The sequence below is a fragment of the Pseudoalteromonas sp. CST2 genome (assembly GCF_028599385.1).
Lineage (GTDB): Bacteria > Pseudomonadota > Gammaproteobacteria > Enterobacterales > Alteromonadaceae > Pseudoalteromonas > Pseudoalteromonas atlantica.
The window spans coordinates 312,432-334,523 of the sequence record NZ_JAQREO010000004.1; the positions used below are offsets into that span (position 1 = coordinate 312,432).

Annotated in this window: 16 protein-coding genes, 8 tRNA genes and 1 rRNA gene; 20 read left to right on the forward strand and 5 right to left on the reverse strand. The window is 40.9% G+C overall.

What is annotated here, in order from left to right:
- Positions 1 to 3: 3 nt before the first annotated feature.
- The 6 genes from PSH41_RS08375 (at position 4) to PSH41_RS08400 (ending at position 5,730) form a co-directional block, all read left to right on the forward strand.
- Positions 4 to 1,185 (forward strand): cystathionine beta-lyase, encoded by a 1,182-nt coding sequence (locus PSH41_RS08375; RefSeq protein ID WP_138686097.1) that lies wholly within the window; start codon positions 4 to 6, stop codon positions 1,183 to 1,185.
- Positions 1,186 to 1,348: 163 nt separating this feature from the next.
- Positions 1,349 to 2,176 (forward strand): ABC transporter permease, encoded by an 828-nt coding sequence (locus PSH41_RS08380; protein WP_054983890.1) that lies wholly within the window; start codon positions 1,349 to 1,351, stop codon positions 2,174 to 2,176.
- The gene (locus PSH41_RS08385) at positions 2,173 to 3,081 is read left to right on the forward strand and encodes an ABC transporter ATP-binding protein (protein WP_024033654.1); all 909 of its coding nucleotides are present in this window, start codon (positions 2,173 to 2,175) and stop codon (positions 3,079 to 3,081) included. Before PSH41_RS08380 ends, PSH41_RS08385 begins: the two co-directional genes overlap by 4 nt.
- Positions 3,081 to 3,455 carry a PH domain-containing protein gene (locus tag PSH41_RS08390; RefSeq protein WP_004589518.1) on the forward strand — a complete coding sequence of 125 codons (375 nt, stop codon included), beginning with the start codon at positions 3,081 to 3,083 and terminating at the stop codon, positions 3,453 to 3,455. Before PSH41_RS08385 ends, PSH41_RS08390 begins: the two co-directional genes overlap by 1 nt.
- 199 nt (positions 3,456 to 3,654) lie before the next feature.
- A complete protein-coding gene (locus tag PSH41_RS08395; protein ID WP_004589517.1) occupies positions 3,655 to 4,449 on the forward strand; it encodes a putative porin in 795 nt (264 codons plus the stop codon).
- A 477-nt stretch (positions 4,450 to 4,926) separates the two neighbouring features.
- Positions 4,927 to 5,730 (forward strand): putative porin, encoded by an 804-nt coding sequence (locus PSH41_RS08400; RefSeq protein ID WP_273589939.1) that lies wholly within the window; start codon positions 4,927 to 4,929, stop codon positions 5,728 to 5,730.
- Positions 5,731 to 5,817: 87 nt separating this feature from the next.
- Here the strand turns inward: PSH41_RS08400 and PSH41_RS08405 are convergent, their stop codons facing one another.
- Positions 5,818 to 7,665, reverse strand: coding sequence for a M2 family metallopeptidase (locus tag PSH41_RS08405; protein ID WP_273589938.1), 1,848 nt, complete (start codon positions 7,663 to 7,665; stop codon positions 5,818 to 5,820).
- Between the two features lie 167 nt (positions 7,666 to 7,832).
- Between PSH41_RS08405 and PSH41_RS08410 the strand changes: the two genes are divergently transcribed.
- The gene (locus PSH41_RS08410; protein ID WP_273589937.1) at positions 7,833 to 10,109 is read left to right on the forward strand and encodes an acyl-CoA dehydrogenase; all 2,277 of its coding nucleotides are present in this window, start codon (positions 7,833 to 7,835) and stop codon (positions 10,107 to 10,109) included.
- A gap of 66 nt (positions 10,110 to 10,175) precedes the next feature.
- On the opposite strand, the gene PSH41_RS08415 is transcribed toward PSH41_RS08410, so the two are convergent.
- Both PSH41_RS08415 and cysK read right to left on the reverse strand, forming a co-directional pair.
- Entirely contained in the window at positions 10,176 to 10,610 is a 435-nt protein-coding gene (locus tag PSH41_RS08415; RefSeq protein WP_273589936.1) for a hypothetical protein, read from the reverse strand.
- A 146-nt stretch (positions 10,611 to 10,756) separates the two neighbouring features.
- The gene (gene cysK, locus PSH41_RS08420) at positions 10,757 to 11,725 is read right to left on the reverse strand and encodes a cysteine synthase A (RefSeq protein ID WP_004589513.1); all 969 of its coding nucleotides are present in this window, start codon (positions 11,723 to 11,725) and stop codon (positions 10,757 to 10,759) included.
- Positions 11,726 to 12,091: 366 nt separating this feature from the next.
- Between cysK and PSH41_RS08425 the strand changes: the two genes are divergently transcribed.
- The 12 genes from PSH41_RS08425 (at position 12,092) to PSH41_RS08480 (ending at position 17,628) form a co-directional block, all read left to right on the forward strand.
- On the forward strand, positions 12,092 to 13,243 hold the full coding sequence (locus PSH41_RS08425) for a dicarboxylate/amino acid:cation symporter (RefSeq protein ID WP_024033649.1): 1,152 nt from the start codon (positions 12,092 to 12,094) through the stop codon (positions 13,241 to 13,243).
- A 158-nt stretch (positions 13,244 to 13,401) separates the two neighbouring features.
- Positions 13,402 to 14,052 (forward strand): UvrY/SirA/GacA family response regulator transcription factor, encoded by a 651-nt coding sequence (gene uvrY, locus PSH41_RS08430; RefSeq protein WP_004589511.1) that lies wholly within the window; start codon positions 13,402 to 13,404, stop codon positions 14,050 to 14,052.
- Between the two features lie 11 nt (positions 14,053 to 14,063).
- Positions 14,064 to 15,887 carry an excinuclease ABC subunit UvrC gene (uvrC, locus tag PSH41_RS08435; RefSeq protein ID WP_004589510.1) on the forward strand — a complete coding sequence of 608 codons (1,824 nt, stop codon included), beginning with the start codon at positions 14,064 to 14,066 and terminating at the stop codon, positions 15,885 to 15,887.
- A gap of 42 nt (positions 15,888 to 15,929) precedes the next feature.
- On the forward strand, positions 15,930 to 16,475 hold the full coding sequence (gene pgsA / locus PSH41_RS08440) for a CDP-diacylglycerol--glycerol-3-phosphate 3-phosphatidyltransferase (RefSeq protein WP_024033647.1): 546 nt from the start codon (positions 15,930 to 15,932) through the stop codon (positions 16,473 to 16,475).
- A gap of 208 nt (positions 16,476 to 16,683) precedes the next feature.
- Positions 16,684 to 16,759, forward strand: a tRNA-Gly gene (locus tag PSH41_RS08445).
- 27 nt (positions 16,760 to 16,786) lie between these two features.
- A tRNA-Cys gene (locus tag PSH41_RS08450) sits at positions 16,787 to 16,860 on the forward strand.
- Between the two features lie 36 nt (positions 16,861 to 16,896).
- Positions 16,897 to 16,983: transfer RNA gene (locus PSH41_RS08455), tRNA-Leu, on the forward strand.
- A gap of 90 nt (positions 16,984 to 17,073) precedes the next feature.
- Positions 17,074 to 17,149: transfer RNA gene (locus PSH41_RS08460), tRNA-Gly, on the forward strand.
- A 39-nt stretch (positions 17,150 to 17,188) separates the two neighbouring features.
- Positions 17,189 to 17,275 (forward strand) — tRNA-Leu (locus PSH41_RS08465).
- 60 nt (positions 17,276 to 17,335) lie between these two features.
- Positions 17,336 to 17,411: transfer RNA gene (locus tag PSH41_RS08470), tRNA-Gly, on the forward strand.
- 19 nt (positions 17,412 to 17,430) lie between these two features.
- A tRNA-Cys gene (locus PSH41_RS08475) sits at positions 17,431 to 17,504 on the forward strand.
- A 37-nt stretch (positions 17,505 to 17,541) separates the two neighbouring features.
- Positions 17,542 to 17,628 (forward strand) — tRNA-Leu (locus tag PSH41_RS08480).
- A gap of 525 nt (positions 17,629 to 18,153) precedes the next feature.
- Here the strand turns inward: PSH41_RS08480 and PSH41_RS08485 are convergent.
- Complete coding sequence (locus tag PSH41_RS08485) at positions 18,154 to 19,749, reverse strand: BCCT family transporter (RefSeq protein WP_273589954.1); 1,596 nt, start codon at positions 19,747 to 19,749, stop codon at positions 18,154 to 18,156.
- A gap of 183 nt (positions 19,750 to 19,932) precedes the next feature.
- A complete protein-coding gene (locus PSH41_RS08490) occupies positions 19,933 to 21,348 on the reverse strand; it encodes an alanine/glycine:cation symporter family protein (protein ID WP_024033645.1) in 1,416 nt (471 codons plus the stop codon).
- Between the two features lie 626 nt (positions 21,349 to 21,974).
- Here PSH41_RS08490 and PSH41_RS08495 point away from each other — a divergent pair.
- Positions 21,975 to 22,092 (forward strand): 16S ribosomal RNA (locus PSH41_RS08495); the annotation flags it as partial.

A 22,092-nucleotide genomic window follows, 5' to 3' on the forward strand; every position in this document is an offset into this window, starting at 1 on the left:
GTAATGTCGACAAGCAAAAATAAAAATACCCAGTTAGTATCAACGGGGCGTAAAAAAGCCTACACCCATGGTGTGGTAAACCCCGTAGTACAGCGTGCTTCTACAATTGTATTTGACAGCGTGGCCGAATTAAAAGAAGCCGCTAAAACCCGCGGTGATAAAACATTATTTTATGGCCGCCGTGGCACAACTACACATTTTGCCTTGCAAGAGGCGATAACCGAGCTTGAAGGCGGCGAAGGCTGCGCACTTTACCCATGCGGCGCTGCGGCAATAAGCCAAGCGTTATTGTCGTTTGTAAAGGCAGGCGATCATATTTTAATGGTTGATAACGTGTATGAACCTACGCGTGATTTTTGCGATAAAATTTTAGCGGGGCTAGGTGTTACCACCACTTATTACCCACCTACAATTGGCGCAGGTATTGAGGCGTATATTCAGCCAAACACAAAAGTGCTGTTTTTAGAATCGCCTGGCTCTATAACCATGGAAATACAAGATGTACCTGCCATGGTAAAAGTAGCCAATGAGCATAATATTATGACCATGCTTGATAACACCTACGGCAATGGCTTGCATTACCGCCCACTTGAACACGGTGTAGATATTAGTATTCAAGCAGCAACTAAGTACATTGTTGGCCACTCTGATGTAATGATGGGTGTAGCAGTGGCAAATAAAAAGTACTGGCCAACCCTACGTGAGCAGTCGTACTTATTAGGGCAATGCACCAGCGCAGATGATGCCTATTTAGCGCTTAGAGGCTTACGTACTATGGCAGTGCGTTTAAATCAGCACGAAAAGGCGGCTATAGAGGTGGCAAAATGGCTTGAGCAACATGAGTTAGTTGATCATATTCGCCATCCTGCATTTGAAAGCTGCCCTGGACATGAATTTTTTAAGCGCGACTTTGATGGCAGCAATGGGTTGTTTTCATTTGTAATGAAAACCGGTAACCAAAAAGCCATTGATGCGTTTTTAGATAGCCTTGAGCACATTAAAATGGGCTTTTCGTGGGGCGGCTTTGAAAGTTTAGTCACCGCCAATTTAACCATGAAAGGTTTACGTTCGAACACTGGTTGGGATTTAGGCCCTGTTATTCGCTTGCATATTGGCCTTGAAGACATTGATGATTTAATTAATGACTTAAGCCAAGCGCTTGAGGTATACCAACAGCATTTATAAAAATAGGCTAAATAAACAAAGTTTGGCCTGTTACATTTAAACGGTTTGTTACAAAGCTCACTTATGGTGAGCTTTTTTTTGCTGGTAATTCAAGGTGTTTACACTTACTGTTGTTACATTACGCTTTATTTTAAAGCATGAGCAACGTCATTAAGGAAAGCCAATGGCAACATCATCATTAGTGAACATAGGGCGATTAACCCAAATAGCGGGTTTTGAGCTAGTACGTATGTTTTTAACCAAGCGCGGCTTAATTGCTATGGCCGCCTTTGCCCTTGTGTGGTTACTTATTTTACGCTACCCGATAGGCCAAGCCGTCAGCATTATTAGTGCCCCCAATTTTGAACAAATGGCACGCGATATTTCAGGCAGTATTGGTTTAAGTAAGTTGCTTGATTGGCCTGAGGCCGAATTTGCTATGTACTGGCTAGTCGCTTTGTATAGCTTTCCGCTGTTTGCTATTTTTATATCAAGCGATCAAACCGTTGGCGATAGAGAACGCGGCACATTACGGTTTTTATCATTGCGCTCTACACGGTTTGAAATTTTATTTGGCCGTTTTTTAGGTCAGCTTGGCGTGTTAGCGTGTTTATTAGCTATTACCCTAGTGGCAACCCTTGGCGTACTTGGTTACAGAGAGCCTAGCCTATTAATGGGTGGGTTAAGCCGTGCGGTTTCTATATTTATAATAATGGTGGTGGTACTTAGCCCGTTTGTGGCATTAATGAGTTTGATTAACACGTTTGCTCGCTCGTCGCGTTTAGCAATTGTATTAGCCATTTTATATTTTGCTGGTGGCGGCATTATTGTGGGTATATTGGCGTGGCAAGTACCGGCTCTAAATGCGCTCGATTATCTTTTCCCAGGGGTTAATTCTGAACTTTTAGCTGGGCAAAACCTACCTTTATTGAGTGCCTTAGGTGTGCCGCTTATTCAAAGCGCTGTATTTATAGCGATTGCGCATCGAATATTTACAAGGAGTTCGCTATGAGCGTATTAATAAAAGCCAGCGGTTTGAGTAAATCGTATGGCGCAAAGCAAGCACTTAACAACGTAAGCTTTGAAATTCAAAAAGGCGCACCTGTGGCGTTAGTGGGCCCTAATGGCGCCGGTAAAACCACATTATTTAGTTTATTGTGCGGCTATATTAACCCAAGCCACGGTGAGCTCAGTATTTTAGGGCATAAGCCTGGTAGTGCAGCGTTGTTCAACCAAGTGAGTGCATTACCGCAAGATGCGCAGTTAGATCCGCGTTTTAATATAGATAAGCAACTGGCGTTTTATGGCAAGCTTCAAGGCATGGGCGCTAAACAAAGCCACAATGAAGCGCTGCGGGTACTTGATTTGGTTGGCTTAAAAGAAGTCGCTAAACAGCGTGCTGGCGATTTATCTCACGGCATGCGCAAACGGGTAACGATAGCGCAAGCGCTGATTGGCTCGCCGAAAATAGTGATGCTTGATGAAGCCACAGCAGGGCTTGACCCTATTCATGCCAGAGAGGTGCGAGAGCTGGTATCGAGCTTAAGCGATGAAGCCACCTTTATTTTAAGTTCGCACGATTTAACCGAACTTGAGCGATTATGCTCCCAAGTGCTTCACCTAGATAAGGGCATTTTGAGCGAGCACCAAACAAAAGACAACAATACGCATACTCACTTTTATACCTTAATGCTCAACGAGGCGTATCAAAATGTGGAGCAGCAACTGCAGGCGCTAGCAGGTGTAAGCCGTGTGTATATGAGCCAACACAAAGAATACGTGATTGAGTACCAGCCAACCGGTGAGCCACTTGATATTGCTTTATTAAACTTTTGCCATCAACAAAACTGGCAATATAGGCAGTTAGTAAATGGTCACACCTTAGAAAATCAAATATTTACACAGGAGAAAGCATAATGGGACTACTCAGTGGTTTAATGGGAAATGCAAGCGAAGTAGATGATTCTGATTTAGAAAAAGTACTTGCCAATACCCTAATAGATGGTGAACAAGTAGAAAAAGCCTATAAGGTGATTCGCGATATGTTTATTTTTACTAATAAGCGTTTAATTTTAATTGATAAGCAAGGTATGACCGGCTCTAAAATGGAAATGGTGAGTATTGCTTATTCTAAAATTACTAAGTTTAGCAAAGAAAGTGCAGGGCACTTTGATTTAGATGCCGAGCTTAAAATTTGGATTGGTTCAGACCCAACGCCTATTAGTAAAGAGTTTAAATCGGGCGATAATATTAACGAAGTTTATCGTGTAATAAGTCAGCATGCGCTTTAGTTTGCTGAACATGTTTTAAGTAGTTGTTGACTATATGTTGCAACTACTTTAAATTTACAGTTTCTTACACCTACTTACAATTAACTTAATAAATACAACTGCTTAATTAAGTTTTCATTCAGTTTCTCAGCGTTAGCATGTCCCCACTTTAGTCAATGAGCTAAAGCATAAAAAGCAATGCACAAAGGGAAGTCTTACAATGAAAAAATTAGCAGTTATTATTTCAAGCATTTTATTATCTAGCACTGCGGCTGCTGCAGACAGCTACAATTCAATCAGTAATTTAAGCTACAAAGATAGCGATAACAACGACACCGTTGCTGTAGACTCTATTTATTACCTATCTCCTAAAAAAACATTAGGTCCGTACGATCAGTTTGAGTACATTAATAAACAAACTAACGTTTACGGCGGTTATGCTGATGACGACTTTGGCGATGTTACTAATATTGGTGGCGAATACTTTATTAATGAATTTGTTGTTGGCGCATCTTACGAAAACCTTGACCCAGATTCGGGCTCTAACGGTGAGCTTTACAAGCTAACTGGTGGCTACTTCTTTAACCCTGATTTATTAGCAAAAGTAACGCTTGTTGAAAACAAAGACGGCGATGACTTTGCTTTGTTTGATTTAGCATACAATCACATGCTAAACAGCACAGACTACGTAGGTGTAACACTTACATCTGATGACGACTTTGATTACCGCGCTGTTGCAGCTAAGTACTTTATTGACTTACAGCAAGGTAACTTTTTAACGTTTGAAGGTAAATACGAGAGCATTGAAGATGCAGAAAACCAGTGGGTAGCAGAAACTAACTACTACTTCTCAAAAGCAACCTCGGTATTTGCTAACTACAACAAGCAAGATACATACAGCTTTGGTGCTCAGCACTTCATCAATAAAAACATTGGTCTTAAAGTAGGTTACGAGAACAACGCAGATGACTCTGATAACGATGCATACTTTGCAAACATGCGTTTTCAGTTTTAATTAAGCCCTGTACTTAATTAAAAGCATAAAAAGCCCGCTAGTGTAGCGGGCTTTGTTATTTTTAACTTAAATTGACCGTGGTAAAAGTTTTACCAGGTGCAATTACGGTCTTTGTTCTGCTCATCTAAATAGCTTCTTTTAAATTAAAAATAATAATTTTTTTGAAAAATGAGAAAAATATAATGAAGGATAGTTATATTGATGAGGTTTATCGAATAGTTAAGTTGTATTCAATTTAGCGACAGTTTGTACCTTATTTGTTACTTTTGAAGTTTAAATGCTGAGATATAATTCTACTGTAGATTTAAGATGTGCTTTATATTTACATTTGTACGGAATGATTAACAATTTAAGTTGTTGATATTGTGTTTAATTTGTTCTCCCATTCATTTTTTGTTCATTATTTGTTGTTAGGATGCGGCCCGACTTTGGCTACATGGCCCAAGCATAGAAAATAACATTTATAGGGAATTTAAAATGAAAAAATTAGCCGTTATCATTTCGAGTATTTTATTATCAAGCGCTGCATCTACTGCAATGGCAGCCGATACTTACCAATCTATCAGCCACGTAGGATACATGGACATTGATGGAGATGACACGGTAAGTGTTGACTCAACTTATTACTTTTCTCCAAAAGCGACGTTAGGTCCTTATGATCAATTTGAGTACATCAATAAGCAAACAAATGTTTATGGTGCATACAGTGATAATGATTTTTTAGACGTTACTAGCATTGGCGGTGAGTATTTTGTAGAAGATTTTGTACTAGGTGCACAGTACAATAATTTCGATAGTGATTTTGGCTCAAGCACGGATGTAATTGAACTTTCAGCTGGTTACTTCTTTAATCCAAACCTTGTATTAAAAGCAACGTTTGTAGATGTTGAAGATGCTGACAATCAGTTTGTGTTTGACCTAGCATATAACCACGAATTAAACAGCACTGATTATATCGGCTTTACAGTAACAGCAGATGACGAGTTTGATTACCGTGCAGTAGCAGCTAAGTACTTTGTTGATTTACAGCAAGGTAACTACTTAACTGTTGAAGGTAAATTTGAAGATGTTGATGGCGGTTCTAGTAGCTGGGAATTAGCATCTAACTACTATTTCAGTAAAGCAACATCGGTGTTTGTTACAGTTAACAAGAACGATGACTACGCTTTTGGTGCTCAACACTTTTTCAATAACAATGTTGGTTTAGAAGCAGGTTACGGTAATAACTGGGATGATTCTGATTACGATGCTTACTTTGCAAATGTAAGCTTACAGTTCTAATTTAACCAAAAGTTAGTTACTGAACAAAAAGCCCGCTACTGTAGCGGGCTTTGTTGTTTTTAACTTAAATTAACCGTGGTAAAAGTTTTACCAGCCGCAATTACGGTCTTTGTTCTGCTCATCTAAATAGCGTTGCAGCGGTGCAAAGTAATCAAGCATAGCGGTTGCATCCATTTGCGGCTTGCCAGTGATGGTTTCAAGGGCTTCTTGCCATGGACGAGAAGAGCCCATTTCTAGCATTGCGTTTAGCTTATCTCCTGCTTCTTTTGAATTATAAATAGAGCAGCGGTGTATGGCTTTATCGTTACCGGCTATTTCACATAAGCTACGGTGAAATTCAAACTGTAAAATATGCGCTAAAAAGTAACGTGTATAAGGAGTGTTGCCTGGTACGTGGTATTTAGCACCTGGATCAAAGTCATCTTCGCTACGTGCAATAGGCGCTTTCACACCTTGGTATTTTTCACGTAGCTCCCACCACGCTTTATTATAATCTTGTGGCTTTACTTGGCCCGAAAATACCTGCCAGCGCCATTGATCAACCATTAAGCTAAAGGGCACAAAGGCGACTTTATCTAGCGCCATTTTCATTAGTAAGCCAATGTCTTTTGACTCATCAGGTACTTGCTCAAGTAAACCAATCTCTTTTAAGTAACCGGGTGTAACCGATAAAGCAATGGTGTCGCCAATGGCTTCGTGAAAACCATCGTTGGCACTTTCTTGATAAAATAAAGGTTGTTTATTATAAGCGCGCTGATAAAAGTTGTGGCCTAGCTCATGGTGAATAACAGAAAATTCTTCGCCGGTGCGTTGAATACACATTTTAATGCGTAAATCGTCTTTGCTATCTATATTCCAAGCAGAGGCATGACACTGTACGTCTCTGTCTTTCGGTTTTACAAATAACGAACGCTCGTAAAAAGTCTCTGGCAGTGGCTCAAACCCCATTGAGGTAAAAAAGGTTTCAGCACCTTTAACCATTTTTAGCTCGTCGTAATTATTTTTAGCTAATAGCTCGGTAACATCGTAACCCGGATCGGCGTTTTCTGGCGCGACCACATCGTAAATGTTACCCCACGCTTGCGCCCACATGTTTCCTAATAAATGCGCAGGAATAGGCTCATCTTGGGCTACTTTGTCGGTGCCGTATTTTTCGCCTAATTTAGCGCGTACATGGCAATGCAGTGAGTTATAAAGTGGCTTTACTTGCCCCCAAATGCGGTCAAGCTCGGTTGTAAAGTCATCGGCTGGCATATCGTACTTGCTGCGCCACATTGCGCCGGTATCAGCATAACCTAGCTCTTTAGCCCCTTCGTTTGTAAGGGTTACTTGCTGCTCGTAAAGTGGGCGCATTGGCTTTGAAATTTGGCGCCACCCTTGCCATAAATCAAGTAGCTCGTTGTAATCACGGCTGGTGGCCATTTTTGCGGTCATATCACCAAGGCTTAAACAGCTGCCATCGTCTTTACAGTATTTACCTTTACCGTATAAACCCCCTAGCTCTGCCACAATAGTTGAAAGTTGGGCTGTTTTTTCAGCGTCCTGAGGAGCGGGTAAAGTAAGCGCAAGTTTAAGTTTATTAAGCTTGCGGCGTGCATCGTAATCAAGCGCTAAGTTGTCAAATTGGGCTGCCTGATTGGCTAAACGTACGACCGACTCGGTCATTTTACGATTAACTTCGGCAGATAACGCCGAGGTGTCGTGTGTTATAAAGTTTGCGTAAATCCACTCAGCGCGGCTCGACTCTAGGTAAAGCTCACTTAGCTCTTGCTCGGCTTTGGCAATAAATGCATTGGCATCTTGTTCTGTAAGAGGCTTCTCGGTCTGTGCTGAATCACTAGTGTCTATGGCTATTTCTGCTTCGCAGGCGGTTAGCACTAATGTACTTGCGACTATGAGGGCGCTCATACTTAATTTAAAGCGTGGCGTGTTCATTTTATTCCTTTGGTTTATTGTTATTAAGAAAGTGATAATAGCAGCGATGTTTAAAACAATAAAATTAATACGTTAAGGCGTGTGGTGCATCGCGCAATGATTGTATTTAAACTAAGATGGGTCATAATTAAGTTACTATTTTCATTCAATGTAAAAGGAATGTGCTCATGTCAGTATTTATAATATTGCTGGTCGTGGTGGTGGTTATTTTTGCAGTCAAAGATATTCGCCTCAACCTGATCAGCCGTCCTACGTTTAAAATGTTTAAAAAGGTACTTCCGCCGCTCTCGCAAACTGAGCGAGAGGCAATGGAAGCCGGCGATGTATGGTGGGATGGTGAGCTATTTAGTGGTAATCCAGATTGGCAAAAACTGCATAACTTTCCAAGGCCTGAGCTTAGCGATAAAGAAAATGACTTTATGGATAATCAGGTGAACATGCTACTGGCGATGCTAGATGATTACCAAATTGTACAAAAAGATAAAGACTTGCCAAAAGAAGTCTGGGATTACTTAAAAACAGAGGGCTTTTTTGCGCTGATCATTCCTGAAAAATTTGGTGGACGTGAGTTCTCTGCCATTGCTAATTCAACCATAGTGTCAAAAATTGCCACAAAAAGCTTAACTGCGGCGGTTACTGTTATGGTGCCTAATAGCTTAGGCCCAGGCGAGCTGTTACTGCATTATGGCACAAAAGAGCAACAAGACCGTTGGCTACCAAGCCTTGCAAGTGGTAAAGATGTGCCGTGTTTTGCACTTACCGGCCCAGAAGCTGGCTCTGATGCGGGCAGTATTCCCGACTCTGGCGTAGTGTGTAAAGGGCAGCATAATGGTGAAGAAGTTATAGGCCTGCGTTTAAATTGGTCTAAGCGTTATATTACGCTCGCGCCAGTTGCAACTGTACTTGGCCTTGCCTTTAAAATGTATGACCCAGATGGGTTATTAGGCGATGAAAAAGAGCTAGGTATTACCTGTGCGCTAATTCCTACTGATCATGAAGGGGTAGAAACGGGTGAGCGCCATTATCCATTAAACATGGCATTTATGAACGGGACTACCTACGGTAAAGATGTTTTTATTCCGCTAGAGTGGATTATTGGCGGTGAGCAGGGCGCAGGGCGAGGCTGGCGCATGTTGGTTGAGTGTTTAAGTGCTGGGCGCGGTATTTCTTTACCTGCACTAAGCACCGCAACAGGACATTTAGCCTCTAAAATGACTTCTGCTTACTCTGTGGTACGCCAACAGTTTGGTGTATCAATCGGCCAATTTGAAGGTGTACAAGAAGCCTTAGCGCGTATTGGCGGGTTAACGTATACATTAGAGTCTGCGCGTTTAATGACCGCAGGCGCAATAGATTTAAAACTGAGCCCATCGGTTGTTACCGCCATTGCAAAATACCATATGACCGAAATGGGGCGTACGGTAATGAACGATGCAATGGATATTCATTCTGGTAAAGGTATTCAAGTTGGGCCTAATAACTATTTAGCCCATGGTTATATGGGGATCCCGGTATCGATTACCGTTGAAGGGGCAAACATTTTAACCCGCAACTTAATGATTTTTGGCCAAGGTGCCACGCGTTGTCATCCGTTTGTGTTGAAGGAAATGGAAGCTGCCGCAATGGAAGACGATGATGCAGCACTTGATCAATTTGATAGTTTATTGATGAAGCACATTTTATTTGCTGCCAGTAATGCCGGCATGGCTTTTGTGCATGGTCTTACGCGAAGCTGTTTGGCAAAAGCGCCCGTGTGCGGTGCAACCGCTGTGTATTACAAACAGCTAAGCAGAATGAGCCGAGGGCTTGCTTTTACTACAGATGTAGCCATGTTGGTACTTGGTGGCGAGCTAAAGCGTAAAGAGATGATTTCGGCGCGTTTAGGTGATGTGCTTAGCCATTTATATTTAGCGTCTACTGTATTAAAGCGCTTTGAAGATGAAGGGCGCCAACAGGCTGATTTACCTTTTGTGAAATACGCTATTGAAAATTCTCTTTATGAGATAGGCCAAGCGTTTGACGGTTTTTTCAAAAACTTTTCAAATCCGGTGGTTAACTTTTTACTTAAACGCATTGTGTTTCCGCTGGGGAATCACTACCACAAGCCAAGTGATGAAACAGCCCAAAGTATTTGCGAGCATATGACGCAACCTGGGGTGTTTAGAAACCGTTTAACGCACTTATGTTATGTAGATGAAAATGCGGGCACAGGCGTGATGGAAAATGCATTTTTAGCTATGCACGATATGCAAACACAGTTTAAAGAATTAAAACACTGGCAACGCAGTGGTAAGGTCCCTGCAACACTCGACATAGAAGGCGCAATAAATTACGCACTAGAGAATGAGCTCCTTGCGCAAGCAGATGCCGATGCAATGCACCATACCAATAAACTAAGAAAACAAGCAATTGCCGTTGATAACTATAAACCCGGTGAATTATAACGCTTAAGATAAGCGCTAAACGCAAAAAGGCCTTACATGTGTAAGGCCTTTTTTGTGGTGTATAAGTTAGCGTGCGTAAGGGTCTGCAACTATTTTATCTATATACCATTTCCCTTTTTTACGAAGCATTTTAACGCTGCGCATATCATCGACTTTATCGCCATTAAAGTAGCCTGTAAAAATGAGGTTTATTTTGGCGTTATCGCCATATTGTTCGCGTACGCTCATGTTGGTCATATCGACTTCAATTACTACTTCATCGTATTGCAGGTTTACTAAGTTTCGGGCAAATTGCTTAGCGGTGCCATAGGATTTCATAATCCGGCTGAGGTTAGGGGTGGCCATTGTGCTGGCTTTTTGTAAATCTTTTTGATTATACAATGCATCAAAGTAAGCGGTGGCTGTATCGCCCGGTGAGTCGCCCAGTGTTTGTACGCTATCACCACAGGCGGCTAAAAATAAGCATACGATAAAACTTAAATGAGCTGTTATTTTTTTCATGTAGAATGTTTTTAATTAGTTTTTTTAAAGTGTGTGGTTAATTAAACAAGATGTAAAGCAGCACAGGGGAATAAATAGAAAATTGAATCATAAATAATAAAAAAGGATGCCATAAGCATCCTTTTAAGTATCTCAAGGAGAGAAGTTTACTGTACTAATTCTTGCTCGCTAAATTCTTCAGCAAACATTGGGCTAGACAGGTAACGCTCTGTGGCACTTGGTAAAATCACCACAATATTTTTATCAGCGTTTTCTGGCTTTTCAGCAAGGCGTTTAGCGGCAACAACAGCTGCGCCTGATGAAATACCCACTAAAATACCTTCTTTTTTCATTAGCTCATGAGCCATGGCAATAGCATCTTCGTTTGATACTTGCTCAGCACCATCAATCACACTTAAATCAAGGTTTCCAGGAATAAAGCCTGCGCCAATACCTTGAATTTTATGTGGACCTGGTTTTACTTCTTCGCCTGCAAGCGTTTGGCTAATAACAGGTGAGTTAGTTGGCTCAACTGCGATCGCTTTAACATCTAGGCCTTTTTCGTTTTTAAGGTAACGGCTAACACCTGTAATAGTGCCGCCAGTGCCTACGCCTGCTACAAAAAAGTCTACTTTACCATCAAGCGCTTCAAAAATTTCTGGGCCGGTTGTTTCAAAGTGAATTTTTGGGTTAGCTGGGTTTTCGAACTGTTGTAATAAAATGTATTTTTCTGGATCTGTTGCTTGAATTTCTTTTGCTTTTTCAATTGCGCCATTCATACCTTTAGCGCCATCTGTAAGCACTAAGTTAGCGCCTAATGCTTTTAATAGTTTGCGGCGCTCTAGGCTCATTGTATTTGGCATGGTAAGTGTTAATTTGTAACCACGTGCTGCTGCAACAAATGCAAGGGCAATACCTGTATTACCCGATGTAGGTTCAATTAGTTCTTTACCTTCAACAAGCTGACCTGATTTTTCAGCTTCCCAAATCATTGATGCACCAATACGACATTTAATACTAAAGCTAGGATTACGCGATTCTACTTTAGCGTAAACGTTTCCGCCTGTTACGCGATTAAGTTTTACCAGTGGTGTATTACCAATGCTTAGTGAGTTATCTTCAAAAATAGTAGACATAATGTTCCTTTGGATACAATCTGATCAATGTGTTAATAGCCTTTGCTATTAACTATATAAATACACTTTACTGCGAGTTTAAAAAAACTAAAGTAAAGTTTGGCTATAACATATATCTATTGGGCTTATAACCAGCCGAAATAAAAATTAGTTATTATTGTTGCTTTAGTTATTAAAGATGCGGGCTCATTTTTAAATTTAAAGAGTAAATTTCGCTCCGTAGTTAAAAAATGCTCAGAGTAGGCTAATTATTGCGATGTTTTTGTGTGTTATTTGCGCACATGAATATAACTTGAATACTTTTATCACACAATGCGCCTAAAACATGTTAAAAACACTCTATCTATATTCAACTAAGCAATCACAATGAAGTTAATCTTAAAATTAATTGCCGGTATTGTGGCCGGTATTTTGGTCGGGCTTTATGTGCCTCTCACAGGTGTTGAGCTTTTATTTACTGTTAAAGAACTTATTGGCCAACTTATTTCTTTTACCATCCCATTAATTATTTTATTTTTTATTGCTTCGGGCATTGCGGGCTTGCCTAAAGGGTCTGGCCATTTATTAGGTAAAACCGTTGGCTTTGCTTATAGCTCTACAGTAATTGCAGGTACGCTTGCCTTTTTATTAGTAAGTGCGGTTATTCCACTGCTAAGTGGCAATATTACGTTTGAAGCCGAAGTTGCCACTGAAATTGGCAGTTTTATTGATTTAGAAATTCCACCGCTGATGGGTGTAATGACAGCGCTTGTGACTGCATTTGTGTTTGGTATTGGCATGAGCCAACTTGAATTAGAAACACTTAAAAAAGTGTCTGATCAGGGTCGCGATGTAATCGATGCTTTATTATCTAAAGTAATTATTCCGGCATTACCATTTTACATTGCAGGTGTATTTGCAGAAATGACCGTAGCAGGTACCGTGGTAGATACACTGCAAACCTTTGGTGTTGTGCTTATTGCTGCACTTGTTATGCATTGGCTGTGGCTAACCGTATTATATGTTTCTACGGGGATATTACTTAAACGTAACCCGTTGGAGTTAGTTAAAAATATGCTTCCTGCTTATTTTACAGCACTGGGGACAATGTCGAGCGCGGCAACCATTCCGGTGTCTTTGCAATCAAGCAAAGCAAATAACGTAAAAGAAGATGTAGCAAACTTTACAGTGCCACTGTGCGCTACTATTCATTTATCGGGTTCTACCATTACGATTGTGACGTGTGCAATGGCCGTTATGTTTTTATCGCCAAGCATGGAAGTACCTTCTTTAATGGGGATGCTACCGTTTATTATGATGTTAGGGGTAGTAATGATTGCAGCGCCAGGTGCACCTGGTGGAGCAGTAATGTCGGCGCTCGGTTTATTAACCAGTATGCTTGGCTTTAACGAAGGCGCTGTTGCACTTATGATTGCACTTTACCTTGCGCAAGATAGCTTTGGTACAGCGTGTAATGTTACAGGCGATGGTATTATTGCCCTATGGGTAGACCGTTTTAGCGAAAAAGCAGCGTCATAAAAAACTAAAGTACTGGTTTTTAGCAGTAGTAAAATAATGCTAAAAGATGAGTACACCTAAAGCGAAGCAATAATATTAGTTATTGTTTCGCTTTAACTGTGGTAATGTGGCAAATTAGATTGTTTGTCGCGTATTGTTAGGTTAATGAGGGTATTACATTGATTAATGTGCTTTTAGTTGATGACCATGAGCTGGTACGAACTGGTATAAAACGTATATTAGATGATGTACGTGGTTTTAAAGTGGTAGGCGAAGCTAAAGATGGAGAGGCTGCGGTACAGTTTTGTCGCCAGCACGCACCTAATATTGTATTAATGGATATGAACATGCCTGGCATGGGTGGCTTAGAGGCCACTAAAAAGATTTGTCGCTATTGCCCAGATGTAAAAATTATTGTGCTTACGGTTAATTGCGAAGACCCGTTTCCATCAAAAGTGATGCAAATTGGCGCGCATGGCTTTTTAACCAAAGGTGCAGGCTCTGATGAAATGGTTCGTGCTATACGTTCTGTTCATGCAGGCCAGCGTTATATCGCCCCAGAAATTGCACAACAAATAGCCCTTGCGCAAGTAACAGGGCGTACCGATGAGAACCCTTTTCAAAGCTTATCTGAGCGCGAGCTACAAATTATGCTAATGATCACCAAAGGTGAAAAAGCTCAAGATATTGCCGAGCGCTTAAATTTAAGCTCAAAAACAGTGAACAGCTACCGTTACCGTATGTTTGAAAAATTAAACGTAGGGGGCGACGTTGAGCTTACTCATTTGGCTATTCGCCATAAAATGATTGATATAGACGTATCTCATTAATTTTTTAATTTATGTCTGAATTCGATCACGCCCAATTTTTAAAAACGCTATCAAGTGAACCGGGTGTATACCGTATGCTTGATAGTGAACAACAAGTTATTTATGTCGGTAAAGCTAAAAACTTAAAAAAACGGGTAAGTAGCTACTTTAGATCTAATCTAACCGACAGTAAAACCCGTGTGCTAGTGAGTAATATTTGCGATATTGAAGTTACGCTCACAAACACCGAAACCGAAGCCCTGCTGCTTGAAAACAACCTTATAAAAAAATATCAGCCGCGTTATAACATTTTATTACGTGATGATAAGTCATACCCCTATATATTACTTACCAGTCATAAACATCCGCGTTTAGCCTTTCATAGAGGCAGTCGCAAGGTAAAAGGCGAGTACTTTGGGCCTTTCCCAAGTGCTGGCGCAGTGTCGGAAAGTTTGCGTTTAATGCAAAAAATATTTCCTGTACGTCAGTGCGAAGATGCCTATTACCGTGCCAGAAGCCGCCCGTGTTTACAGTATCAGCTAAAGCGCTGCTCAGCACCGTGTGTTAATAAAGTGACAGAGCAAGAGTACGGCGAACAAGTTGATTATGTACGTAAGTTTTTAACAGGTAAGTCGCACGAAGTAATAGCCGATTTAATAAAAAAAATGGAAGCGGCGAGTAAAGACCTTAACTTTGAGCTCGCAGCTAAAGTGCGGGACCAAATTATGCTACTGCGCAAAATGCAGGAGCAGCAGTCTATTTCAGGTAATTTTGCTGAAATGGATGTGGTAGGTTTTGCGCACTTAAATGGATTAAACGGGATTCATTTATTAATGATCCGTGATCATAAAGTGCTAGGCAGTAAAACCTATTTTCCAAAAGTGCCTAAAGATTCGGGGCAAGAGGAAATACTCACTTCGTTTTTAGGGCAATATTATTTAGCGCCTGGTGCGACAGGGCGCATAGCAAAAGAAATTATTTTACCGTTCGAGATTGAAGAAAGTAGCGCATTGAGTGAAGCTCTTACGCAAATTAGTGAGCGCAAAGTATCGCTTAAAGTGGTTACCCGCGGAGAGCGAGCACAATACCTTCAGCTTGCTAATAAAAACGCATTAAACAGCATTACCGTTAAACAAAGTACGCAAGACTCTATAAACAAGCGTTATGCACAATTAAAAGCGACCCTAGGCTTAGATGATATAAACAGAATGGAATGTTTTGATATCAGCCATACCATGGGGGAGAACACAGTAGCCAGTTGTGTAGTATTTGATTCGCAAGGGCCAAATAACAAAGAGTACAGGCGCTACAACGTAACGGGTATAACCGGCGGTGATGATTACGCGGCAATGGAGTTTGCACTGAACAAACGCTACAACAAAGTGGTAGATGAAGACAAAATCCCTGACGTTATATTCATTGACGGTGGTAAAGGGCAACTAGGCCGTGCAGAGCAGTATTTTGCCACGTGGCCACATGCTAAAATGCCACTGTTAGTAGGTGTAGCAAAAGGCACAAGCAGAAAGCCAGGCCTTGAAACCTTATTAATTGATGGCGGGCGAAAAACGATTCCTATGGATTCGGATGCGCCAGCACTACATTTAATCCAGCATATTCGCGATGAGTCGCACCGATTTGCTATTGCAGGGCACCGTAATAAGCGCCAAAAACAGCGCACGCAATCATTATTAGAAGAGATCAACGGAGTAGGTTCTAAGCGCCGCCAAACATTATTAAAATATTTAGGGGGCATGCAAGGGGTAAAAGCTGCTAATATAGAACAGTTAAAGAAAGTTCCTGGGATCAGTCCTGACATGGCTGAGAAGATATTTAACCATTTGCATGACAAGGGCTAGCCCTTCATGCGAATATAGAAAAAAAGACATATCCAAGTAGTTATGTGGAATATTCCAAACACACTCACAACCTTTAGACTTTTTCTTATCCCCATATTTTTGGTGATATTTTACTTGCCTTATAGCTGGGCGTTTTTTGCTGCCGCTTTTATTTTTTGGCTTGCATCAATCACCGATATACTTGATGGCTATTTAGCACGAAAGTTAGAGCAATCTACGCCTTTTGGTGCGTTTTTAGACCCTGTAGCCGATAAGGTTATGGTGTGTGCTGCACTTGTTGCGCTCTCTGATCATTATCAGTCTATGTATATGACGATTCCGGCCCTTATTATTATTAGCCGTGAAATAGTGATATCTGCATTACGTGAGTGGATGGCCGAACAAGGCAAACGTGGAAACGTTGCAGTATCAAATATGGGCAAAATAAAAACCGCGGCGCAAATGCTGGCGATTATTGGCCTAATTTGGCAATACGATACGTGGATGATCTATTTAAGTTTTGCTTTATTGTATATAGCCACCTATTTAACACTGAGCTCTATGGTGCAATATTTAATGGCTGCATGGAGTGAATTGACCAAAAATTGATTGTAAACGTCTAATAACGCACCGTTTTAGATAAAAAATAATCAAACAGTTCAAAAGTGGCATTTTTTGTGTTGACGCGTTTAATAATCTCTGTAGAATGCGTCCGTGTTGAGAGGGCATAGCCCCTAAGATAAAGAAAACCAAAGTTACTTAGTTAGCAGCGTAAACATCGCAAGATGTTGAATAACGCAGGTAATTAAATAATAATGCGGCACTAGCTCAGTTGGTAGAGCGCGACCTTGCCAAGGTCGAGGTCACGAGTTCGAGCCTCGTGTGCCGCTCCAAGTTTTCATTAGGTTGTCCAACGGTTTGGCGGAATGGCAGAGTGGCCATGCAGCGGATTGCAAATCCGTCCACCTCGGTTCGACTCCGGGTTCCGCCTCCATTCAACACTCCACATGCTTTAAATAGCAAACTCGATGCCCGAGTGGTGGAATTGGTAGACACAAGGGATTTAAAATCCCTCGACTAACAAGTCGTGCCGGTTCAAGTCCGGCCTCGGGCACCACTTTGTGGTTTAATTACATCGCCAAGTGTAATTTATAAAAACAATGTTACATAAGTTAGTTTATGTAATTAAATTTAGAATTAATATGATGCGGCACTAGCTCAGTTGGTAGAGCGCGACCTTGCCAAGGTCGAGGTCACGAGTTCGAGCCTCGTGTGCCGCTCCATATTAGTTTTATCCACTTGCTTTAAATAGCAAACTCGATGCCCGAGTGGTGGAATTGGTAGACACAAGGGATTTAAAATCCCTCGACTAACAAGTCGTGCCGGTTCAAGTCCGGCCTCGGGCACCACTTTTAATTATCCTACCAAGATAATTGAGAGTTAGATAAAATATTAATGAAAAGTTTAACGCGGCACTAGCTCAGTTGGTAGAGCGCGACCTTGCCAAGGTCGAGGTCACGAGTTCGAGCCTCGTGTGCCGCTCCAAATTATTTGGAAGCGTTAAGGCGGAATGGCAGAGTGGCCATGCAGCGGATTGCAAATCCGTCCACCTCGGTTCGACTCCGGGTTCCGCCTCCATTTAATTACTCCACATGCTTTAAATAGCAAACTCGATGCCCGAGTGGTGGAATTGGTAGACACAAGGGATTTAAAATCCCTCGACTAACAAGTCGTGCCGGTTCAAGTCCGGCCTCGGGCACCACTTTTACTAAAGTCCTTTTAGTAAATTAAATACTCCCTATTTTTAAATAAACATCCATTTTTTATATAACAATCACTTTGTTTATGTTTTTGCCTATTCCTTAAAGATTAATAGCAATTGGCTTAATCAAGTGACTAATTTTGAGGCAGACAATCGTGCTTAAAGCAAAGCATACGTATTGTTACACGTTAGCGTTAGTTGATTAAACCTACATTACTTTTCCTATATCCCTTTGCTGCTGCCGTCTAAATCCAATTCAGTTCATCAATCAATTTTGCATACATGCGCGACTACCTGATGATATAAACTTGATAGCTAAAGGTGTAACTAATAGCGCTTGGTTATTATGCGCTGATATGTGCGCTCTATTTATTTAAAACAACGTGTTTTAGAGGTGTATTGCCAAAGCTAAACAGTTTGATAATTAAATACGGTCGTTAATATATTAGCTGAAGTGTGTAGGTAAGGGAGGAAATAAAGTGCAAAGCAAAGCGACACAAGGCCGCTTTGCTAAAGTAAATAATGCTATAACTTTGTTTGTGCCTTATAAATAGGGTATTCGCTCATTAAACCTTGAATAAGCGCCACGCACATTAAAATAAGCACAATTGAAAAAGGTAACGCAGTGGTTACTACTCCCGATTGCAAGGCCTGCAAGGCTTGAGAGCCACCTACCCACAGTAATACGGCGGCTATTGCCCCTTCAATCGTTGCCCAAAATATACGTTGTGGTACCGGCGCATCAATTTTTCCGCCTGCGGTTATGCCATCTATTACAAGTGAGCCAGAATCAGAAGAGGTAATAAAAAATACTAAAACAAGCACAATTGAGATCACACTAATAAGGCCACTAAGCGGAAGCTGCTCATAAACCTGAAATAGCGTTACAGAGATATCGGTTAACCCGTTTTGCCCAAGTGGGCCTACTTTATCAATAATTTGTGAAATCGCTAAATTACCAAATACCCCCATCCACACTAAGCTTAATAGTGTTGGCAGGCCAATGACGACTAATAAAAATTCTCGCACGGTACGGCCTCTAGAAACACGGGCAATAAACATTCCTACAAACGGCGACCACGATATCCACCATGCCCAGTAAAATACTGTCCAGGCATGCATCCAGTCTTCATCTTCACGGCCAAACGGATTACTAAGCGGAACCATATGTTCTACATATGCACCAAAGGTAAACCATATTGCTGTAATTGAGTCACTAAAGGTAAGCGATATTATGGCTACAAGTAAAATAAATGCACATATAAGATTGATGTTACTAAGTACTTTCACACCCCCTTCAATGCCTTTAATAACAGAAACAATAGCAATACAGGTAACGAGTGCTATAACTGTAATTTGAAAAGCGGTGCCGTAGTCAGTGCCCATTAAATAATTAATACCACTTGTTGCTTGCTGTGCCCCTAAACCAAGAGACGTTGCTAAACCAAAAAGCGTAGAAAGTACAGCAAGTATATCAATAACATGACCCAGCCAACCCCAAGCACGATCGCCAAATAAGGGATAAAACACGGAGCGTATAGATAAAGGAAGGCCTTTATTGTAAGCAAAAAACGCTAAGCTAAGTGCAACAATGGCGTAAATTGCCCAACCATGTAAGCCCCAGTGATACATGGTGGCGCCCATGGCTAAAGAGTGCGCTTCTGGGGTATTTGGCTCTGCGTTCATTGGCATTAAGTACCAATCAGTATAATAGGCTGCGGGCTCTGCAACACCCCAAAATAGCAAACCAATCCCCATTCCTGCGGCAAATAACATTGCCAGCCATGAGAGATAGCCATGTTCAGGTTTTGCATCAACACCCCCTAAGCGAATTTTACCAAGAGGGGAGAGCGCAAGTGCAAAGCAAAATAATACGAAACCATTAGCAATCAACATGAAGTAGCTATCAAATTTATTGATAATGGCATCTTTAGTTGAGGTAAGTGCTTCCCTGACGACTTCAGGGTCAAGCAATAAGGTAAGGGCAACAAATAGTATGACTAAAAATGCGCTTATTCCAAACACTGGGTTATGAACATCAAACCCCCATTTTTGTACGTTATCTTGACCTACCTGATAATCGGTAGTGTCAATACTGTATTTGTTCAATTGGTCATCCATCATGACTCCTTTATATTATAGATAACAAACTTCAATTTTATAGTACGTAAGTAAATCAAAAAGCGCCTATTACTGATATTTAATTATGGTATATATCTCTGAAATACATTAATAAATTTTTATATAGTTTGAAAGGCAAAAAAAAGCGAGCTAATGCTCGCTTAATAATTTTTTAATTTAGCGTTACTTCCACGCGTTTGGATCAACCTCTTTGGCAAGCTTAGGGTGCTTGTCTTTGTCAAACGTAGGTAATACACCTTGCTTGTTTTGCGCGTTGTAATCTTTTGATAACCACACAACAACGCCTGAAAGCATAAACAGTGCAACTACGTTTACAATAGCCATAAGGCCCATAGAAATGTCAGCAAGTGTCCAAATAATACCTAGTTCACCAATGGCACCAAACATAACCATACCTAATACAAGTAATCTAAATATAAACATTCCTTTAGTAGAGTTGTGCTCTAAAAACATTAGGTTTGTTTCGGCATATGAGTAATTCGCGACAATAGAGGTAAATGCAAAAAACAAAATGGCAATGGCAATAAAGTAAGTACCCCAGTCACCTACGTGCTCTTGTAGTGCAGCTTGCGTTAACTCTATTCCCAATACACCCGATTCAGGCACAAGTTGATTAGACAGTAAGATTAATGAGGCAGTGGCTGTACAGATCACAATAGTATCTATAAATACACCTAGCATTTGCACATACCCTTGAGAGGCTGGGTGCGGTGGATAAGGTGTTGCCGTTGCTGCGGCATTGGCTGCGCTACCCATACCGGCTTCGTTCGAAAACAAACCGCGCTTAATACCTTGGATCATAGCTTGCGTTACACCATAGCCAATTGCACCGGCGCCTGCTTGCTCTAAACCAAAAGCACTTTTTATTATAAGTACAATAACATCAGGTAGGGCAGTAAAGTTAATCGCACATACATATATAGCAACTAGCAAATAGGCAAGCGCCATAAATGGAACAACCATTTCGGCAAAACGTGATATTGTTTTTAATCCACCAAAAATAATGATGCCAGAGCCAATTACAAGTGCAATGCCTACTATATACTTAGGTACATCAAACGCTACTTCAAATGCGGCAGCAATAGAGTTTGACTGTACAGCATTAAATACCAGGCCAAAGGCTAAAATTAAGCATAATGAAAACAACACACCCATCCAGCGTTTGCCTAAACCTCGTTCCATATAATAAGCAGGGCCGCCTCTAAAGTTGCCATCAGCGTCTTTAGTTTTATAAGCTTGCGCTAACGTACTTTCTGCAAAGCTAGTTGCCATACCTATTAAAGCAATCAGCCACATCCAAAATATAGCGCCAGGGCCACCTAAATAAAGTGCCACGGCAACACCGGCCATATTACCTGTTCCAACACGCGCCGCTAAAGAAGTACAAAAAGCCTGAAAAGAAGAAATCTCATCTCCACCACATTTACGTGAGCCAAACATAACTTTAAACATATGGGGGAATTGTACAAATTGAATAAAGCCTAACCGAATGGTAAAAAAGACACCTGCTGCTATTAATAAGTAGACGAGAACTTGGCCCCAAAGTAAGGCACTTATACTATTTATTATATCTGTCATGAATACTACCTAAGTACATGAGTTGAAAAAGTGCTGGCAACTTACCATAACAAATCAAAAGAGTTTAGTTTTAAAAGCAAAAAAGCAGTCTTATCCACAGGCTTTTGTGGGTAACATGTGTTTTTAATGTGAGGTACTTATGGGTATAAATTAAATGCAATTTTATTCAATAAAACGCTTGCGTATAAAACGTTTCTCCCTATAATGCGACCCCACTGAGACGGCAGAGCAGGCAACGCTTAGCGAGGCAAGCAAACCACTTAGTGAGTCGAGTAAAACTTAGTTTTAAAAACTTTCAAGTTTAACAAAATTAAGTGTTGACAAAAAAATAGGAAAGCGTAAGATGCGCAGCCCTAGCGAGATAAAGTTTAACGCTTTAATCGCAACGTTCTTTAACAATATAAAGCAATCATCTGTGTGGGCACTCGTACAGATTGAGTTCTAACAGCCAAGCTACTTAGGTAGTGAGGCAAACAAATTTAGAGTCTCAATTGAAACTGAGTGACCAACAGCAATAACTTACTTAGGTTTTACTTAAGAAAAGAATTGCAGCACAGTCAATTCAATATCGAAAGATATTAAATAAATTCAGAATTCATTGAGCTGTCGAAAGACAAAAAACTTTTTAATTGAAGAGTTTGATCATGGCTCAGATTGAACGCTGGCGGCAGGCCTAACACATGCAAGTCGAGCGGTAACAGAAAGTAGCTTGCTACTTTGCTGACGAGCGGCGGACGGGTGAGT